This window comes from Pseudomonas sp. MF6394, assembly GCF_002018845.1.
Classification (GTDB): Bacteria; Pseudomonadota; Gammaproteobacteria; order Pseudomonadales; family Pseudomonadaceae; genus Aquipseudomonas; species Aquipseudomonas lactis.
In genome coordinates, this window is sequence record NZ_MVOJ01000018.1 from 124,348 (window position 1) to 140,645 (window position 16,298).

Annotated in this window: 15 protein-coding genes; 6 read left to right on the top strand and 9 right to left on the bottom strand. The window is 58.5% G+C overall.

The features are described from left to right. Positions 1 to 7 precede the first annotated feature (7 nt). From MF6394_RS19170 to MF6394_RS19190, 5 genes are read left to right on the top strand one after another with little or no spacing between them, the layout of a single operon-like run. Positions 8 to 1,252, top strand: a complete 1,245-nt coding sequence (locus MF6394_RS19170) for an amidase family protein (protein WP_161952173.1) — start codon at positions 8 to 10, stop codon at positions 1,250 to 1,252. 55 nt (positions 1,253 to 1,307) lie between these two features. Beyond that, the gene (locus MF6394_RS19175) at positions 1,308 to 2,054 is read left to right on the top strand and encodes a radical SAM/SPASM domain-containing protein (protein ID WP_078467298.1); all 747 of its coding nucleotides are present in this window, start codon (positions 1,308 to 1,310) and stop codon (positions 2,052 to 2,054) included. 45 nt (positions 2,055 to 2,099) lie between these two features. After that, the gene (locus MF6394_RS19180; protein ID WP_078467299.1) at positions 2,100 to 3,419 is read left to right on the top strand and encodes a DegT/DnrJ/EryC1/StrS family aminotransferase; all 1,320 of its coding nucleotides are present in this window, start codon (positions 2,100 to 2,102) and stop codon (positions 3,417 to 3,419) included. 24 nt (positions 3,420 to 3,443) lie between these two features. Further along, positions 3,444 to 5,108: an FAD/NAD(P)-binding protein gene (locus tag MF6394_RS19185; RefSeq protein WP_078467300.1), complete on the top strand. Its 1,665-nt coding sequence runs from the start codon at positions 3,444 to 3,446 to the stop codon at positions 5,106 to 5,108. Continuing rightward, entirely contained in the window at positions 5,105 to 5,833 is a 729-nt protein-coding gene (locus MF6394_RS19190) for an SDR family NAD(P)-dependent oxidoreductase (RefSeq protein WP_078467301.1), read from the top strand. The genes MF6394_RS19185 and MF6394_RS19190 overlap by 4 nt, the downstream gene beginning before the upstream one ends. Before the next feature lie 9 nt (positions 5,834 to 5,842). On the opposite strand, the gene MF6394_RS19195 is transcribed toward MF6394_RS19190, so the two are convergent. Next, complete coding sequence (locus tag MF6394_RS19195) at positions 5,843 to 6,526, bottom strand: peptidase E (protein WP_032903861.1); 684 nt, start codon at positions 6,524 to 6,526, stop codon at positions 5,843 to 5,845. 443 nt (positions 6,527 to 6,969) lie between these two features. Here MF6394_RS19195 and MF6394_RS19200 point away from each other — a divergent pair, with 443 nt between their 5' ends. Beyond that, positions 6,970 to 7,680 carry a LuxR C-terminal-related transcriptional regulator gene (locus tag MF6394_RS19200; RefSeq protein ID WP_153046021.1) on the top strand — a complete coding sequence of 237 codons (711 nt, stop codon included), beginning with the start codon at positions 6,970 to 6,972 and terminating at the stop codon, positions 7,678 to 7,680. A gap of 37 nt (positions 7,681 to 7,717) precedes the next feature. On the opposite strand, the gene MF6394_RS19205 is transcribed toward MF6394_RS19200, so the two are convergent. From MF6394_RS19205 to MF6394_RS19245, 8 genes are all read right to left on the bottom strand, one after another. After that, the gene (locus tag MF6394_RS19205) at positions 7,718 to 9,112 is read right to left on the bottom strand and encodes a sigma-54 interaction domain-containing protein (protein WP_078467303.1); all 1,395 of its coding nucleotides are present in this window, start codon (positions 9,110 to 9,112) and stop codon (positions 7,718 to 7,720) included. Between the two features lie 108 nt (positions 9,113 to 9,220). Further along, on the bottom strand, positions 9,221 to 10,792 hold the full coding sequence (locus MF6394_RS19210) for an ABC transporter ATP-binding protein (RefSeq protein ID WP_078467304.1): 1,572 nt from the start codon (positions 10,790 to 10,792) through the stop codon (positions 9,221 to 9,223). A gap of 10 nt (positions 10,793 to 10,802) precedes the next feature. Beyond that, positions 10,803 to 11,825 (bottom strand): ABC transporter permease, encoded by a 1,023-nt coding sequence (locus MF6394_RS19215; RefSeq protein ID WP_003191804.1) that lies wholly within the window; start codon positions 11,823 to 11,825, stop codon positions 10,803 to 10,805. After that, on the bottom strand, positions 11,825 to 12,883 hold the full coding sequence (locus MF6394_RS19220; RefSeq protein ID WP_005788805.1) for a microcin C ABC transporter permease YejB: 1,059 nt from the start codon (positions 12,881 to 12,883) through the stop codon (positions 11,825 to 11,827). The genes MF6394_RS19215 and MF6394_RS19220 overlap by 1 nt, the downstream gene beginning before the upstream one ends. Continuing rightward, on the bottom strand, positions 12,883 to 14,742 hold the full coding sequence (locus MF6394_RS19225; protein ID WP_078467305.1) for an extracellular solute-binding protein: 1,860 nt from the start codon (positions 14,740 to 14,742) through the stop codon (positions 12,883 to 12,885). The genes MF6394_RS19220 and MF6394_RS19225 overlap by 1 nt, the downstream gene beginning before the upstream one ends. Before the next feature lie 130 nt (positions 14,743 to 14,872). Then, positions 14,873 to 15,154 carry a peptidylprolyl isomerase gene (locus MF6394_RS19230; protein WP_003208024.1) on the bottom strand — a complete coding sequence of 94 codons (282 nt, stop codon included), beginning with the start codon at positions 15,152 to 15,154 and terminating at the stop codon, positions 14,873 to 14,875. A gap of 108 nt (positions 15,155 to 15,262) precedes the next feature. Next, on the bottom strand, positions 15,263 to 15,757 hold the full coding sequence (locus MF6394_RS19235; RefSeq protein WP_056788147.1) for a DUF1543 domain-containing protein: 495 nt from the start codon (positions 15,755 to 15,757) through the stop codon (positions 15,263 to 15,265). A 446-nt stretch (positions 15,758 to 16,203) separates the two neighbouring features. Then, the coding region (locus MF6394_RS19245) for an IS3 family transposase (protein ID WP_143501162.1) at positions 16,204 to 16,298 on the bottom strand (95 nt) is incomplete at its 5' end.

Below are 16,298 nucleotides of genomic sequence, written 5' to 3' on the forward strand. Positions count from 1 at the left end.
CTATTGCGTGTTCGTCAATCGCTTGGGCGCTGCGCCGCAAGGCCAGACGTCCCGACCTAATTCGTCAGCTCCCGGGAGCGGGCCACTGGCCGGCGTAGGGTTTGTTGTCAAAGATAGCATTGACGTTCTTGGGTTTGCGACAACCAACGGCACCGCGGCTCTGAACAACAACTATCCGACGTCTGATCATCAACTGGTCGCTCGTCTTAGATCCATGGGCGGCATCTGTGTCGGTAAAGCCAACCTCGATGAAATGAGCTATGGCTGGGCGTCAGACAACGCCTATTTCGGGCAGGTGATCAACCCGACCTTTCCCGAGCATTCTCCCGGCGGCAGCAGCGGTGGATGTGCTGCCGCAGTGGCGGGCGGTGCTGCCTGTTTCGCGGTGGGCGAAGATACCGTGGGGTCTGTACGGATTCCCGCGGCGTTCTGCGGGCTCAGCGCTTATAGAGCGCTTTGCGCGCAGCCGGCCAGCCATGAGGTTTGTCCGTTAACGTCCTCTGGCTACGATCAATTAGGCCTGATTGCCCCCTCGATCGATGATATCTCCAAGCTGGAAAGCCTTATTCATGACTATGAAGAGTTGCCCGTCTTAGCGCCTGGGGAACTTTCTATTGCTGTCGCCGCGAATTTCTCGCTGTCGGCGCTGGCGCCAGAGGTTGAAGCCAGTATGCATGACGCGATCTTCAAGCTTGCCGGCGCCGGCGCCACGTTGGTGATGCATGAGGTGCCAGACTCATTCGGCTCGGCCGCCTGCGCATTAACCACGATTGTTAACTACGAATTTTTACCCGCGTTCAATAGTTATCTGGAGAGCCGGGCAGGTGAACCTGCGACGCTGGAACGACTGCTCGACCACCGACACACCCTGGCCGCCCGCCGCATCAGATCATTGGCACTCCCAACGGGTAGGCCAGTACAAGCGGTATATGAGCGTGCCCGGCTCACTGCAAATCAAATAGAACAGGATGTAGTTGATTATTTCCAGCAGACCCAGTGCCAAGTGCTCATCCATCCTACAGTCGCAATCAATGTGGCCACGTCGGACATTCACAGTCACGCGTCGACAGACCCTCTTGCGCTGGCCCGGCATGTATCGGTCGCGACCTGTGCCCGGACCATTGCGATGAACTTTTCCATGACCAGTCCGAAAGGGCTGCCGGTCGGCATTGAAATGTTATGCGCGCCGACAATTGATTCAAAACAGGCACTGGCAATCTGCCGCACTATCGAAACTATCGTTAAAGACTGAACCAGCACGAGGGACAGTAGTAAGCCCTGTCATCCACGTTACGAGGCGAAGTTTTATGAGACTTTTAAATATTGAAATTGAAATAAATTCGCGGTGTAACCGTAAATGCAGCTATTGCCCTGTATCGATTATGCCGTTTCCGCAAGTGCCACGCTTGATTCAAGAGCACGTGCTATCTGCCTTTATCGAGCGGCTGGTTGAAATAGACTTTGATGGCCGGATCTCATTTCATTTCTACAATGAACCGTTAATCCATAAAGGACTGGAAGAGATCATCCGCCGCATTTTCGCGGCAGTGCCAAAATGCCGTCCTGTATTGTTTACGAATGGAGACCTCCTGACCCAGCAGCGCTATGACTCGTTGATCGAAGCTGGCCTGCAAATGATCGTTATCACCTCCCACAGCGGTAAATCCCACCCGCCCCGGCCCAAACAGGTTGTTCAGTTTTCAGACGATCTGGTGCTGACCAATCGCGGTGGAACCATGGAAGACCTGCCCAAGGCCACCGGCGAGGACGTTTCGCAGCGCTGCTTTGCGCCGACAGAGATGCTAATCGTTACCATCACCGGCGACGTGGTGCTTTGCTATGAGGACGCTCATCGCAGCCATGTCATGGGCAATATCTGCGAGCAATCCATTACCCAGATTTGGAATAGCCACGATTACTCGCGCATCCGCGCAGCGTTGGAAGCCGGCAATCGTCAAGGCGCCTGTGAAATGTGCACGCACTGTACAAACCGCGCGCATACCACGGTGGGTATGTCAGACCGATCCGAACCTTTTTGGGACCTAATTTCCTGAGCACTTGCTCGCAACCAGGCACTTTTCAGTCAACAGGTAAAACCCATGAGTATTCACATCGACGCAACAAGCCGTTCTCTCCACACTCCGGCAGGGGCGACTGTTAGCTGGCCTAAATGGCCTTCACACGACAGTGACACGCTGAAGATTGTCAGTGAGGTTCTGGAGTCGACACGGTGGACAATCAGTGGCGCCTACACAGGGCAGGAGGCGTACGAACGACGCTTTGCCCGAGCGTTTGCCGACTACTGCGGCACGTTGTATTGCACACCTGTCACCAGCGGCACCTCCGCGCTCACCATTTCGCTGCTGGCGCTTGGGGTCGGGGCGGGGGATGAAGTCCTCGTGCCTGGATTGACCTGGGTCGCTTGCGCCTCCGCCACCTGCAGCGTTGGTGCGGTGCCGGTGTTGGTCGATATTGATCCGATGTCCCTGTCGATGTCGCCGCAAGCCGCCCAGGCGCGGATCAACGCCAAGACCAAGGCGATCCTGCTGGTGCATCCTTATTGCCGAACAGCGGACATCGATGCCTTCCTGGATATTTCCGAGCGCTACGCCATTCCATTGATCGAGGATTGCTCTCAAGCCCACGGTGCAATGTGGCGTGGCCGCAAGGTCGGATCGTTTGGTGCGTTGGGCTGTTTCAGTATGCAACAAGCCAAGGTGCTGACCTCGGGCGAGGGCGGTGCAGTGGTGACCTCGGACCCTGTGCTGGCAGAAAAGCTTGAGCAGTTGAGAGCCGACGGGCGGCTATTTTCCGGTACGCCTGTGGAGAGTCGCTTGGAGCTGGTCGAACGGGGTGCGGTACAAGGACAGAACTTTTGCCTGACGGAGTTTCAGTCGGCCATATTACTGGACAGGTTGCAGCATCTGGACCAGCAGAATACGCAACGTGAAGCATGCGCAGAAACCTTGCGAGCGTTGTTCGAAGGAGAGGAGGACTTCATTACCTTCCTGCGCCGTGATCCACGAAATACGCGCTGTACCTATTACAACCTGGTGATGAAAGTTGGCCTGGAAAAATATTTCCCGGGCTGCACGATCGATGCCCTCGCCCTTGCCATGACCCAAGCGTTGAATGTTCAGGTAAGCCCGCTTTATCAACCAATGAATTCGTTCCGGCTGTACAACCCGCTATCAAGTCCGAGAATCAAACACTTTTCCAACAGGTTTGATTTCGAGCCCGCGCGCTATCCATTGCCCCAGGCTGAGTCCGCCCGGCTGGATCACATCACCCTGCCGAACTGGGTCTTGCTTGGCGGCGCCGACTCAGCGCACCGCATCGCGATGGCTCTCAGGGACCTGGCCGCGCAGCCGCACAAGGTGCTCGCCGCTCGGCAGGCTCCGACGGCTGACGCTTTTTAAATTACACCCAAGAGGGTACAGGTCATGAAAACCGTGAGCGTCACCATTGTCGGGCTCGGACCCCGTGGACTTTGCGTGCTGGAGCGTATCCTGTCGCTGGCGGCGCGACGCCCGCAGCAGCAGGTTCAAATTGTGATTGTGAACAAAGGGCTACCGGGCCAGGGGGTACATGGCCAGACGCTGTCCGACAGGTTCTTGCTCAATACGGTGGCGGGCTTGTTGACCCTGATCCCAGGCGACGAATTCCAACCGTCATTGGTCAAAGACATGTTCGCGGATTTTCTGCCCTGGTTGAAACAGCAGGGCGTAGCGGCGCAAAGTGGCGCCTATGTGCCACGACGCTGGTTTGGTGCCTACTGTCATGCGCTGTACCAGTTGTTGTTGGAGCATTGCCCGGCCAATTGCCAAGTCGAATATGTCGATGACGAGGCCGTCGATATACAACAGGGTGGCCCGCAAGAGATCACTCGTCTGCTGAGTGATCGCAGCATTGTCAGCGATTACGTGGTCATTGCCGTCGGCCATTTGCTGCCGGTTGCCAATTGCGCCGAAACGATCACGGACATCTACCAGGCCGGGCTTGATCGCCAGGACATACCGGCCGGTAGCACCGTCGGAATCCAGGGGTTTGGCTTGACGGCCATGGATGCGATCGCTGAGTTGACCCGAGGCAGGGGCGGTGTATTTGCCGACGGTGTTTATAAGGCAGCAGGTACCGAACCTGCCATTGTCCTTTTTTCCCGCAGCGGGTTGCCGTCGCGAGCACGACCGGTAGATGACGGACTCGCTGAGTTCGAACCCCAACTGCGCTTCGATGAGCGAGCTGCATTGGCAATGCGCGAGCAGCATGGTTGCGGAACGATTAATTTCATGACGCAAATTTATCCCTTGCTTGCTCAGGACGTCGCACGGTTCGCACTTGAACAAGATGTACCGGCCGAAACGGCAACGGCGTTGATGAGTCGCCTGCTATGGGCTGAGCTCCCTCAGGCAAGCAGCGAAGAATATGCCGCCGGTGTCGTTCAGTTCATCACCAATGATTTGCACCAAGCCCGCCTTGGCCTGGCGGGCAGCGCGCAAAAGCGCGCCCTTGAAGTCTTGATGAGCGCCCGGGAATCGATCAGGGCCATCGTTAATCATGGGGGGCTGGCGCCATCCTCCCATAATTGGTTCTACAACCACTTTGCCTCTGCAATCAATCGCAATGTGATCGGCCCGCAGTATGATCGACAGGAAGAGTTGCTGATGTTGATCGACGCGGGGGTTGTCTCAACGCCACTGGGGCCTGCACCTGAGTTGCATTGGGTTTCGGAAAAACGATGCTGGAATGTGCAGTCGACGGTATTTGCCGATCCGGTAAGCATCGACCTGGATCACCTTCTGCAAGGCTACACGGCCCAACCGACATTGAAGAACACAACCAGCGTCCTGTTCGCCGGGCTGATGGAAGGCGGGCGTGTGCACTCACGCAATGGATCTTGGCTCGCCACCCCGGGGGTTGCGGTCAGTGCCGGATCACACTGCATATCGGCCCAAGGCATAGCACAAGCACGGTTGTTCGCTACCGGCGTGATGAGTGAAGGCAGCACCTATTACAACTGGTATGTGCCCACCATCGCGAGTCAATCCAGGCCGTTCGTAGAGGCGCAAAGCATCGCCTGTGCGATATTGGGAGGTGGCGGTCTATGAGCGCAACTGAGCGTAAGATCGCCTGGGTAACGGGTGCCAGTTATGGCATTGGCCTGGCGATCGCCGATGCCTTGAGACAGGCAGGCTACGCTGTCGTGACCCTGCAGCGCAGCGGTGGTGATGTTGACTGCGATTTCTACCAGGCTGGCGATATAGGTCAGGCTTGGAGTGCGGCCGAAAAACTCTCCGGCCCCCCGGACCTGATGGTATTGAACGCTGGCGCCTGTGTTGATGACGATTTCGTCAACACCCACCTATCCACACTGAAGTCGACCTTTGCATTGAACGTCTTCAGCCCCATGTTACTTGCCCGGTTGGCTATTCGCAGCTGGCAGTCGCAGAGCAAGATGGGGCATATCATTTTCATTGGTTCCCAGGCGGCCCTGCCAGGGGCCAGGCAGACGGGCAATACCCTTTACACTGCCGCCAAAGGTGCCCTGCATGCGCTGATCGGGCCGCTGGCCTGGGAGTGTGGCCCGGCCATCAGGATTAACTGCATTGCGCCGGGTGATGTGATGACTCCGGGAGAAGAAAGGAGCCTGCAGGCGAGGTCGGACAAGACTGGAACGCAAGTGGCCGCATTGGTCGCCCTGACAGCGGAAAATACGGCACTCAAACGTTGGGTGAGGCCTGAAGAGGTGGCCCAGGCGGTCGTGTTTCTCGAACAATGTGGCGCAATGACAGGTACGCTGTTGAACCTGAGTGCCGGCTCTTGCATCCATTGAACGTTCCGATCACAAGCGCGTTACGTGGGGCGATTGCACGGCGATTGCATAACCGCTGCAAGTGGCGTCATTGTGAAGGGTCCTGTGATATCTACCATTTTTGAAGTGCAACGCAATGCCGTCATCGACGGCGTAGGCGGGATGAATGCGTTGGTTGCAAATCAGTTCGACAAAGGACGTTTCTCGCCCCTCTTCAGAATTGAAGTGCGGGCACAGCGCACCGGGCAGCAAGCCCAGTCCATCGATCAGCGCAAAAGCCCCCCCGGAATCCGAGTGGCCGAAATCGAACCAGCATATGGCACCCGCGCTGACGCCACACAGGACCTTGCCTTGGTCCCCGGCGGCTTTCAAAAGATCAATAACACCAAACTCGCGCCAGACCGCCAACATCGCACGGGTGTTACCACCGGCGACGTAAACGATGTCAGCCTTCTCGAACATCGATGAAATCTGCTGCGCGTGAGGGAAGGGCGGGGTGAAGAATGCGAGCGGGATGACTGGGCAGCCGACCGCAGCATACTTGTTTGAGAAATCTGAGATTTTCTCCGGGTCATCGCCATTGGCGGTGGAGATATAAAGGACCACGGGCGCTGCTTTTCCGGTTAACGAAATAATGTATTCATCAATCGGTGTCATGCACTTCACATCGTCATCGGACTCGCCTCCAATGACAATAATATTTTTATTCGACATATATTCTGTCCCGCTGTTTTAAAGGTATTGTTATTATGTTTGCTTCGAATAGAGACTTGTCAAGTCAAGACCGCAAATGGACTACAATTTGCCATAAAAATATCGCATTTAACCATTTGGTTCATAGGGTATTTCTATATCAGATGAGCACCGTATATCGGGTTCTCCATTTATTATTGATTTGCAATACAGTCTCTGCGCCGAGAGATAAAGGCTTTTGTAAGACGTTTCCCTATGATCTTGGGCGCTAGGTTTTGTCGAGACCAGCAAGAACCACTGGCGCTGCACAGCACAGCATCTACACTTAATATTTCACTTGAAATGCGTTCCGCGCACGACAAAGTATATGCCACGTTGTTAATGGCGTTTCCGCTTTAAACTCTAATCTTGGTAAAGACTAGAAAAGTGACCAGTGTGATCACATTTAATACAGGAGGTGGAGTGTGTATGCATGGATCAGCAGTTTGACTCAGCGATTTAAGACATGTGCGTGTGAAGAACATGCAACTGAAACCATGCAGGACGTCATCGGTGATTTGGGATTTTACTATTTTTCCTTCGCTGTTCGGTCGGCGACGCCATTCGTAAAGCCGATGACTAAAATTTCCGGGACTTATCCCTTACATTGGGTAACGCGATACCTGGACCTTCATCATTCTAGCAAGAACGAGCTTATTGCGAAGCACTCGAAATCGTCATCGCTGGTCGTCTGGGATCACCGCTTACTCGCGGGCGTCGATAGGACACTGTCCGATGAGGCTGTTCGGCACGGCTTAAAGTACGGTTGCACCCTGACCTTACGTGACTTTAATAACTCATTGTTGACCTTTTCTGTGGCTAGGCCCCTGAAAGCGATCAGCGCGAGTGAAGCGCAGGAGCTGACTTTGAAGCTCAGGGTATTGATTGAAGTTTTCAGTGAAGGGATGGACGTGAAGGAAACCGGTGAGAGTAGCGCTAGGGAACCGTTGTTGACGGAACGCGAACGCCAAATATTGCAGTGGACTGCCGAAGGCAAGAGTTCGGCAGAGGTGGCAATAATCCTGAGCATTTGCGCTGATACGGTAAATTACCATTTAAATAACGTTAAAAATAAGCTCGGCGTTCCGAACAAGACCTCAGCAGTTGCCTATGGCGTTGCGCTCGGCCTGCTTTGAGCTTGAGCAGGTATGGGCATGTACTGGATGTCGTCTACTAAGATGTCATGCCCAATGCGACAATTTTTTTGTATAGCGTAGATCGACCAATCTTCAGGCGCCTGGCCGCCTCCACCACATTCCCCGCGCACGCCTGCAACGCCGCGCCAATCACCTGCCGATCAAATCGTTCCCTTGCTGCCGTATAGGTTTCGCCCTCGACCGCCGCCACCTGCCCCTGTCGCACCGGCCTGAACGTGCCAATCGCTGCGCGAATCTCTTCGGCGTTCAACACTAGGTCATCACTCAACAGCGCCGCCCGCTCGAGCACATTGCGCAACTCGCGGATATTGCCCGGCCAGGCATGTTGGGCCAACAGCGCCAGCGCATCGCGGTCCAGTTCGTGCTGGCTGCGCAACTCCTCAAGGATCGCCTCGCTCAATGCCGGAATATCCTCCAGGCGTTCACGCAACGGCGGCACTTGGATCGGCAGCACGTTCAGTCGGTAATACAAATCCGCACGAAACTCGCCACGTTTGATCGCCGCCTCCAGGTCCATGGACGTTGCGGCAATCACCCGCACATCACTGTGCAGCATCTCGTTGGAGCCCACCGGTTCGAATTCCTTTTCCTGCAACACCCGCAGCAATTTGCTTTGCAGTGGCAGCGGCATGTCGCCGATTTCGTCGAGAAACAACGTGCCGCCCTGGGCGATCTGGAACTTGCCGGGGCGACCCTTGCGGTCGGCACCCGTAAACGCACCGGGTGCAGTGCCGAAGAATTCGGCTTCAAGCAGGTCATGGGGAATCGCGGCGCTGTTGATGCTCACAAAGGCTTTGTGCGCCCGGGGCGATGCGCCGTGAATGGCCTGGGCGAGCAGCTCCTTGCCGGTGCCGGTTTCCCCGAGCAGCAACACCGGCGACTCGGCACTCGCACTGCGCCGCGCCCGGCGCTTGACCTCAAGGCTGGCGGCGCTGGTGCCGATAAAGTGCGCGAAGTTGTATTTGCTTTGCCGCGAGCGCAGCAGTGAGCGCGTGGAGGCCAGCTCCTGCTGCATGCTCAGGTAGCGCTCGATCAGCGGCGACAGGTTGCGCAGTTCATCGAACAGCGCAAACCCAATCGCGCCGATTACCGCCCCTGCCTCGTCGTGGATCGGCAGGCGCATCACCACCAGCGGGCCCTTGGGGGTGTCCTGGATGTCCAGCAGGATCGGCCGGTCATTGCGCACCACCTGGCGCAGCAGGCTGTTGGAAATCACCTGCTCGCACGGCTGGCCGATGGCTTGGTCGGCGCTCTTGAGGCCAAAACGCTTGGCGTAACGCTCGTTCATCCACACGATATTCGCATCGCGGTCGACGATGACCGGGCCCTCGCTGGACTGCTCGATGATCTCGAACAGCGACTGGATGGCCAGGCCGCGAACCTGTTGGTAGTCCTTGAGGCTGGTACTCATGGAAACAAAATCCTGTAGGAGCGAGCTTGCTCGCGAAGGTCGTCAACGATAATGCGGTGCATCTGTAAAAACGGCGGGTATTTTAGTTTTTCGCGAGCAAGCTCGCTCCTACAAGGGGAGGTGGGCTGCAGCCAGCAGTTCTTTGGTGTACGGGTGTTGGGGCGATTCGAACACATCATGGCTGGCGCCACGCTCCACCACCTTGCCATCCTTGACCACGATCATGTCATGGGCCATGGCGCGCACCACCGCCAGGTCGTGGCTGATAAACAGGTAGGTCAGGCCGTATTTGTCCTGCAGTTCGCGCAGCAGCGCCACCACTTGTTTCTGCACCGTACGGTCCAGGGCCGAGGTGGGTTCGTCGAGCAGCATCAGCGCTGGCTTGAGCACCAGGGCGCGGGCAATGGCGATGCGTTGGCGCTGGCCACCGGAAAACTCATGGGGGTAGCGATGTCGGCTGGCGGGGTCCAGGCCCACGTCCTTGAGCACCTGGACCACTTGCGCTTCGCGGTCGGCCAGGCTGCACGGCGCGTGCACTTCCAGGCCCTCGCTGATGATCTGCTGCACCGACATGCGCGGGCTGAGGCTGCCATAGGGGTCCTGGAACACCACCTGCATCTGCTTGCGCCACGGGCGCATCTGCTGATGGTTGAGCGGGTCCAGAGCCTCACCCTGAAAGCGAATGCTGCCGCTGGAGTCGAGCAAGCGCAGGATCGCCTGGCCCAGGGTGGACTTGCCGGAACCGGACTCGCCGACAATCCCCAGGGTCTTGCCGCGCTGCACGCTGAGGCTGATGCCGTCCACCGCACGCAGGTAGGTCTTGGCGCGGAACAGCCCGCCGCCGAGGGGGAATTGCACGCTCAGGTCATTCACTTCCAATACCGTCTCACGCGGCTCGCTGCACAGCACATCGCCCGAGGGCTCGGCGTCCAGCAGCAAACGGCTGTAGGGATGCTGGGGGGCGGTGAACAAGGTCTGGCAGTCGGCCTGCTCGACGATTTCCCCGGCACGCATCACGCAGACCCGCTGGGCGATACTGCGCACCAGGTTGAGGTCATGGCTGATCAGCAGCAGCGACATGCCCAGGCGTTGTTGCAAGGACTTGAGCAGCAGCAGGATCTTGCGCTGCACCGTTACGTCCAGCGCCGTGGTGGGCTCGTCGGCAATCAGCAGTTCGGGCTCGCAGGCCAGGGCCATGGCGATCATCACCCGCTGGCGCTGGCCGCCGGACAGTTGATGGGGGTAGGCCTTGAGCCGTTCCTGGGGTTTCTGGATGCCCACCAGTTCCAACAGTTCGAGAATGCGCGCCTGCGCCGCCTTGCCGCCCAGGCCTTTGTGCAGCAGCAGGGTTTCGCCGATCTGCTTTTCGATGCTGTGCAGCGGGTTCAGCGAGGTCATCGGCTCCTGGAAAATCATGGCAATGCGGTTGCCGCGCAATTTTTGCAGGGTGCTTGGTGAGGCGCCGATCAGTTCCTGGCCGCGATACTTGATGGACCCCAGGGTTTCGGTGCCGGCTTGCGGCAGCAGTTGCAGGATCGAATGGGCCGTCACCGACTTGCCCGAGCCCGACTCGCCCACCAGCGCCAGGCACTCGCCGGGGCGCACGTCCAGGCTCAGGTTGCGCACGACGGTCTGGCCGTTGAAGGCGACGCACAGGTCGCGGATTTCGATCAGGTTCATACGCAGTCACTCATGAGCGGGGGTCGAAGGCATCACGCAGTGCCTCGCCGATAAACACCAGCAACGACAGAATCAGCGCCAGGGTGAAAAACGCCGTCAGCCCCAGCCACGGCGCTTGCAGGTTCTGCTTGCCCTGGCCGATCAGCTCGCCCAGGGACGCGCTGCCGGCGGGCATGCCAAAGCCAAGGAAATCCAGGGCGCTCAAGGTGGAGATCGCTCCGGTCAAAATGAACGGCAAATAGCTGAGGGTCGCGGTCATGGCGTTGGGCAGGATGTGCCGACGAATGATCTTGGCATCGCCCAGGCCCAGGGCGCGCGCGGCCTTGACGTATTCCAGGTTGCGCCCACGCAGGAACTCGGCGCGCACCACGTCCACCAGGGCCAGCCAGGAAAACAGCGCCATGATCCCCAGCAGCCACCAGAAATTCGGCTCGACAAACCCCGACAGGATAATCAGCAGGTACAGCACCGGCAGGCCAGACCACACCTCCAGGATGCGTTGCCCGAGCAAGTCCACCCAGCCGCCGTAGTACCCCTGCAGCGCGCCGGCGGCAATCCCGATGACGGCGCTGATGGCAGTCAGGGCCAGGGCAAACAGGATTGACACCCGTGCGCCAAAGATCACCCGCGCCAACACATCGCGGGACTGGTCATCGGTGCCCAGCCAGTTCACCGCCGACGGCGGGCTCGGGGCAGGGCGGGTGAGTTCGTAGTTGGGGGTGTCATCGCTGAACGGAATGGGTGGGAACAGCATCCAACCGCCCTCCTGCTTGATCAGCTTTTGCACATAGTCACTGCGGTAATCCGCCTGGAACGGCAATTGCCCGCCGAACTGCTGCTCGGTGTAGCGCTTGAACACCGGGAAATACAGCTCGTTCTTGAAACTGAGCACCAGCGGTTTGTCATTGGCGATCAACTCGCCGCCCAGGGTCAGGATAAACAGGCCGATAAACAGCCACAGCGACCACCAGCCACGCCTGTTTTTCTTGAAGCGCTCGAAGCGCCGGCGGGCCACGGGAGACAGGTTGAGCATTAGGCGTTCCTCGCGGCGAAGTCGATACGCGGGTCCACCAGGGTGTAGCAGAGGTCACCGATGAGTTTTATCAAGAGGCCGAACAGGGTGAAGATAAACAGCGAGCCAAACACCACCGGGTAATCCCGGGACACCGCCGCCTCGTAGCTCATGCGGCCCAGTCCATCGAGGGAGAAGATCACCTCGATCAGCAGCGAGCCGGCAAAGAACACACTGATAAACGCCTGGGGAATCCCCGAGATCACCAGCAGCATGGCATTGCGGAACACGTGACCGTACAGCACCCGGCGTTCGCTCAAGCCCTTGGCGCGGGCGGTGACCACGTACTGGCGGGTGATTTCATTGAGGAACGAGTTCTTGGTGAGGATGGTCAAGGTGGCGAAGCCGCCGATCACCAGTGCCGTGACCGGTAGTACCAAGTGCCAGAAGTAGTCGGCGATCTTGCCCACGGTGCTCAGTTCGGCAAAGTTTTCCGAGACCAGCCCGCGTACCGGGAACCAGTTCAGCGAGGTACCGCCGGCGAACACTACGATCAGGAACATCGCGAACAGGAACGCCGGCATCGCGTAACCGATGACGATGGCCGTGCTGCTCCACATATCAAAGCTGCTGCCATGGCGCACGGCCTTGCGTATGCCCAACGGGATCGACACCAAGTAGGTGATCAGCGTGGCCCACAGGCCGAGGGAAATGGTGACGGGCATCTTTTCCAGGATCAGGTCAGTTACCGTTGCGCCGCGAAAGAAGCTATTGCCGAAGTCCAGTTGGGCGTAGTTCTTGAGCATCAGCCACAGGCGTTCCGGCGCGGATTTGTCGAAGCCGTATTGTTTTTCGATGTCCTTGATCAGCTTGGGGTCCAGGCCGCGGCTGGCCCGCGAGCCGCTGATGCCTTCGCCGGAGGCGCCCGCCACACCACCGCCGCCAATGCCTTGCAAGTGCGCGATGGCTTGCTCCACTGGCCCGCCGGGCGCGGCCTGCACGATCACGAAGTTCACCAACAGGATGATCACCAGCGTCGGGATGATCAGCAGCAGGCGCCGTACGATATAGGCAAACATCAGTGGGCCTCTCCGCGTTTTTTCAACTCAGCCCGCATTTGTTCGTTCGTCAGCGGGGTGGGGCTGACTTCCCACCAGGTTTCCAGGGCTTCGTCGTTTTTTGCCTCGATGGCCGGGCGCCCGAAACGGTTCCACCAAGCGGCGGAGGTGCCCGGTGGGTAATAGTTGGGGATCCACAGGTAATTCCATTGCAGCACGCGGTCCAGGGCGTGGGCATAGGTGAGCATCTTCGTTTGGGTGTCGGCCTTGACCAGGCCATGGATCAGCGTATCGACGGCCGGGTCCTTGAGCACGATGTAGTTATTGGCGCCCGAATCGAACGCGGCGGCAGAGCCGAAATAGTTGTACAGCTCCATGCCGGGCGAGGTGGTGACCGGGAAACCCGTGACGATCATGTCGTAGTCGCGGGCCATCAGGCGGTTGACGTACTGCGAGGAGTCGATGCGGCGGATATTCAGGGTGATGCCGATCTGCGCCAGATTGCGCTTGTAGGGCAGCAACAGGCGCTCAAGGCCGTTCTGGACATTCAGAAAGGTGAATTCCAGCGGCTCGCCCTGGGCATTGACGAGTTTGTCGCCCACAGGTTTCCAGCCGGCGTCTTCCAGCAGGGCCAAGGCTTGCAGCTGTTTATCGCGGATCATGCCACTGCCATCGGTGACCGGGGCCTTGAACACCTGAGTAAACACCTCGTCGGGAACCTGCCCGCGCAGAGGTTCGAGGATCGCCAGTTCTTCCGGAGTGGGTAACTGGCTGGCGGCCAATGGGCTATTGGAGAAATAGCTCTGCTGGCGGATGTACAGGTTGCGCATCATCTGGCGGTTGGCCCATTCGAAATCCCACAGCATCGCCAGGGCCTGGCGCACGCGCCGGTCCTTGAACATCGGTTTGTGCACATTGAACACATAGCCCTGGGCCGGCTGCGGCATCTCCTTGGCCAGGTGCGCGCGCTGCAGGCGGCCATCGTCCAGGGCCGGGCCGTTGTAGCCGATGGAGTAGCCAGTGGCAGAGAATTCTCGGTTGAAGTCGTAGGCACCGCCGCGCAGCACTTGGCGCGCCACTTCGGTGTCGCCGAAGTATTCCAGGCTCAGGTGATCGAAATTGTACAGGCCACGGCTGACCGGCAAGTCCTTGCCCCACCAGTCGGGGTCGCGTGTGAAGGTGATGGTGCTGCCGGAGTCGATCTTGCTGACCTTATACGGGCCGCTGCCCAGCGGGGCTTCGTAGCCGCCGCCGTTGGCAAAGTCGCGGGTCTTCCACCAGTGCTGGGGGAACACCGGCAAGGTGGCGATATCCAGGGGCAGGGTGCGGTTTTCGTTGCTGGAAAAGTCAAAGCGCACCTGGCGTTCGCCTTCGACTTCGACGTGTTTGACGTCGGCAAACAACGTGCGATAGCGCAGGCTGCCTTGGGTCATCAACACGTCAAAGCTGTAGCGTACGTCTTGCGCGGTAATGGGCGTGCCATCGGCAAAACGCGCCTTGGGGTTCAGGTAGAAGCGCAGCGACAGGCCGTCGTCGGCGCGTTCCATCTTTTGCGCCACCAGGCCATAGACAGTGTAAGGCTCATCCAGCGAGCGCAACGCCAAGGGCGCGTACACCCAGCCGTCGACCTGGGACACGCCGATGCCTTTGTCGATATACGGCAGCACATGGTCAAAGCGCCCCACCTCCAGCGCCGAACGCCGCAGGCTGCCGCCCTTGGGGGCGTTGGGGTTGGCGTAGTCGAAATGGCTGAAACCTTCGGCGTACTTGGCCGGCTCGCCGTATACCGTCAAGTAGGTTTGCGGGGCCGCGATCACCGCAGTGCTGGCCATTAGCAAGGCCAGGGTGGAACAGAGCAGAGATGAAAAAGCCAATCGCATTATCAGCCTTGAGCGCCGGGTAAAGAATAATAAGGATTTGTACGCTAACGGCCTGGGCATCGCCAGTCATCAGATGCACAACGGCCCGCCAGAGGGCGGGCCGTTGTTTATAGCATCAGCGCAGATTGAATCAATCCTGGCGGCTGGTGACTTCCAGCAGGTGGTAGCCGAACTGAGTCTTTACCGGGCCTTGCACGGTGTTGACCGGGGCGCTGAAGACCACGGTGTCGAATTCCTTGACCATCTGGCCTGGGCCGAACGAACCGAGATCACCGCCTTGGCGGCTGGATGGGCAGCTGGAGTTGGCTTTAGCGACTTCTGCGAAATCAGCGCCGCCTTCGATTTGGGCTTTGAGTTCGTTGCACTTGTCTTCAGTGGCAACGAGGATGTGACGGGCGGTGGCTTTGGCCATGGTGAGTAACTCCTAGAGTAAAAAACGGTGAGCGTACCGGATTCAGGCGGTTATTTCTCGGCAAAGTTCCACTGGGTTTTAAGTCGCCACTGTTTAGGCCCTGCCGGTTCAAGGCAGCACGAGATAGTCATTGCGCTGCACGATCGGTCGGTGCGCCGCTTGCACCAGGTGAATATAGCGGCCGTCCACCAGGTCGATGGGCAGGCAATCGTCGATATCCAGCACCGCGTCGGTGTGGGCCTGGGACCAGTGGCTCAGCATCTGTTGCTTGCCTTTGCGCATGGCCTCCTGTTTGTGATGGGCGACCACCAGCAGGTAGTGATGGGCTTCGCCGAAGCTATTGGCCTCGTAGCCGCCGAGGTTGATGAAGTACAGGCGCGGCGCATCGCCGTGGGGCGCCAGGTGGCTCAGTTCAACCTTCCAGCCGTCGACGCCATCGACGGCCATCCATGAATCGATGTGTACGCCTTTGGGGCTGCCAAACCAGGCGTCGCGTAATTGCGGGTAGGTGGCTTGCAGGGTATCGGCCACTGCGAATACCACATCGTGTACTTCGATCCTGGCCCGCGGGTGCTTGCCCCCGAGCATGACGACAAACAGCATTACCGGTGTTTCCTGGGGAGTGGTGAGAGGGCAACCATACTGCGATTGAGCTGGTTTGTCCGGTTGGGATGGGGCCTTTGTGTCGCGACGCTGAACCTGTGTGTGGCTTGCCTGCGATGACGGCCTCCCAGCCGACGCCTATCTACCTGGCACCCCAGGATCCAAATGTGGGAGCTGGCTTGCCTGCGATGGCGGCCTTCCAGCCGACACCTATCTACCTGGCACCCCAGGATCCAAATGTGGGAGCTGGCTTGCCTGCGATGACGGCCTCCCAGCCGACGCCTATCCACCTGACACCCCACAATCAAACTGTGGGAGCGGGCTTGCTCGCGAAGGCGGCCTGCCAGTCAACACAGTTGGATTGTGTACATATCCATTGCTGCGGTAACGGCCACTTAGGGTTCCGCCCTGACGTGAACTGCCCCCCGAAAGTTGGACAGGGGACGCTATTGATTTAGTGCCTGGGTCCGAAATTGTACTGGACTCAAGCCATTCAGTCTGAGGCTTATGCGGTCTTGGTTGTAGTAGGCGATGTAATCCT

What these genes read in the sequence shown, in the direction of transcription:
- MF6394_RS19205 (WP_078467303.1), bottom strand. Translation starts at nt 9,112, where the DNA reads ATGAGTACCAGCCTCAAGGACTACCAACAGGTTCGCGGCCTGGCCATC.
- MF6394_RS19185 (WP_078467300.1), top strand. Translation starts at nt 3,444, where the DNA reads ATGAAAACCGTGAGCGTCACCATTGTCGGGCTCGGACCCCGTGGACTT.
- MF6394_RS19180 (WP_078467299.1), top strand. Translation starts at nt 2,100, where the DNA reads ATGAGTATTCACATCGACGCAACAAGCCGTTCTCTCCACACTCCGGCA.
- MF6394_RS19230 (WP_003208024.1), bottom strand. Translation starts at nt 15,154, where the DNA reads ATGGCCAAAGCCACCGCCCGTCACATCCTCGTTGCCACTGAAGACAAG.
- MF6394_RS19225 (WP_078467305.1), bottom strand. Translation starts at nt 14,742, where the DNA reads ATGCGATTGGCTTTTTCATCTCTGCTCTGTTCCACCCTGGCCTTGCTA.
- MF6394_RS19195 (WP_032903861.1), bottom strand. Translation starts at nt 6,526, where the DNA reads ATGTCGAATAAAAATATTATTGTCATTGGAGGCGAGTCCGATGACGAT.
- MF6394_RS19235 (WP_056788147.1), bottom strand. Translation starts at nt 15,757, where the DNA reads ATGCTGTTTGTCGTCATGCTCGGGGGCAAGCACCCGCGGGCCAGGATC.
- MF6394_RS19220 (WP_005788805.1), bottom strand. Translation starts at nt 12,883, where the DNA reads ATGTTTGCCTATATCGTACGGCGCCTGCTGCTGATCATCCCGACGCTG.
- MF6394_RS19215 (WP_003191804.1), bottom strand. Translation starts at nt 11,825, where the DNA reads ATGCTCAACCTGTCTCCCGTGGCCCGCCGGCGCTTCGAGCGCTTCAAG.
- MF6394_RS19175 (WP_078467298.1), top strand. Translation starts at nt 1,308, where the DNA reads ATGAGACTTTTAAATATTGAAATTGAAATAAATTCGCGGTGTAACCGT.
- MF6394_RS19190 (WP_078467301.1), top strand. Translation starts at nt 5,105, where the DNA reads ATGAGCGCAACTGAGCGTAAGATCGCCTGGGTAACGGGTGCCAGTTAT.
- MF6394_RS19210 (WP_078467304.1), bottom strand. Translation starts at nt 10,792, where the DNA reads ATGAACCTGATCGAAATCCGCGACCTGTGCGTCGCCTTCAACGGCCAG.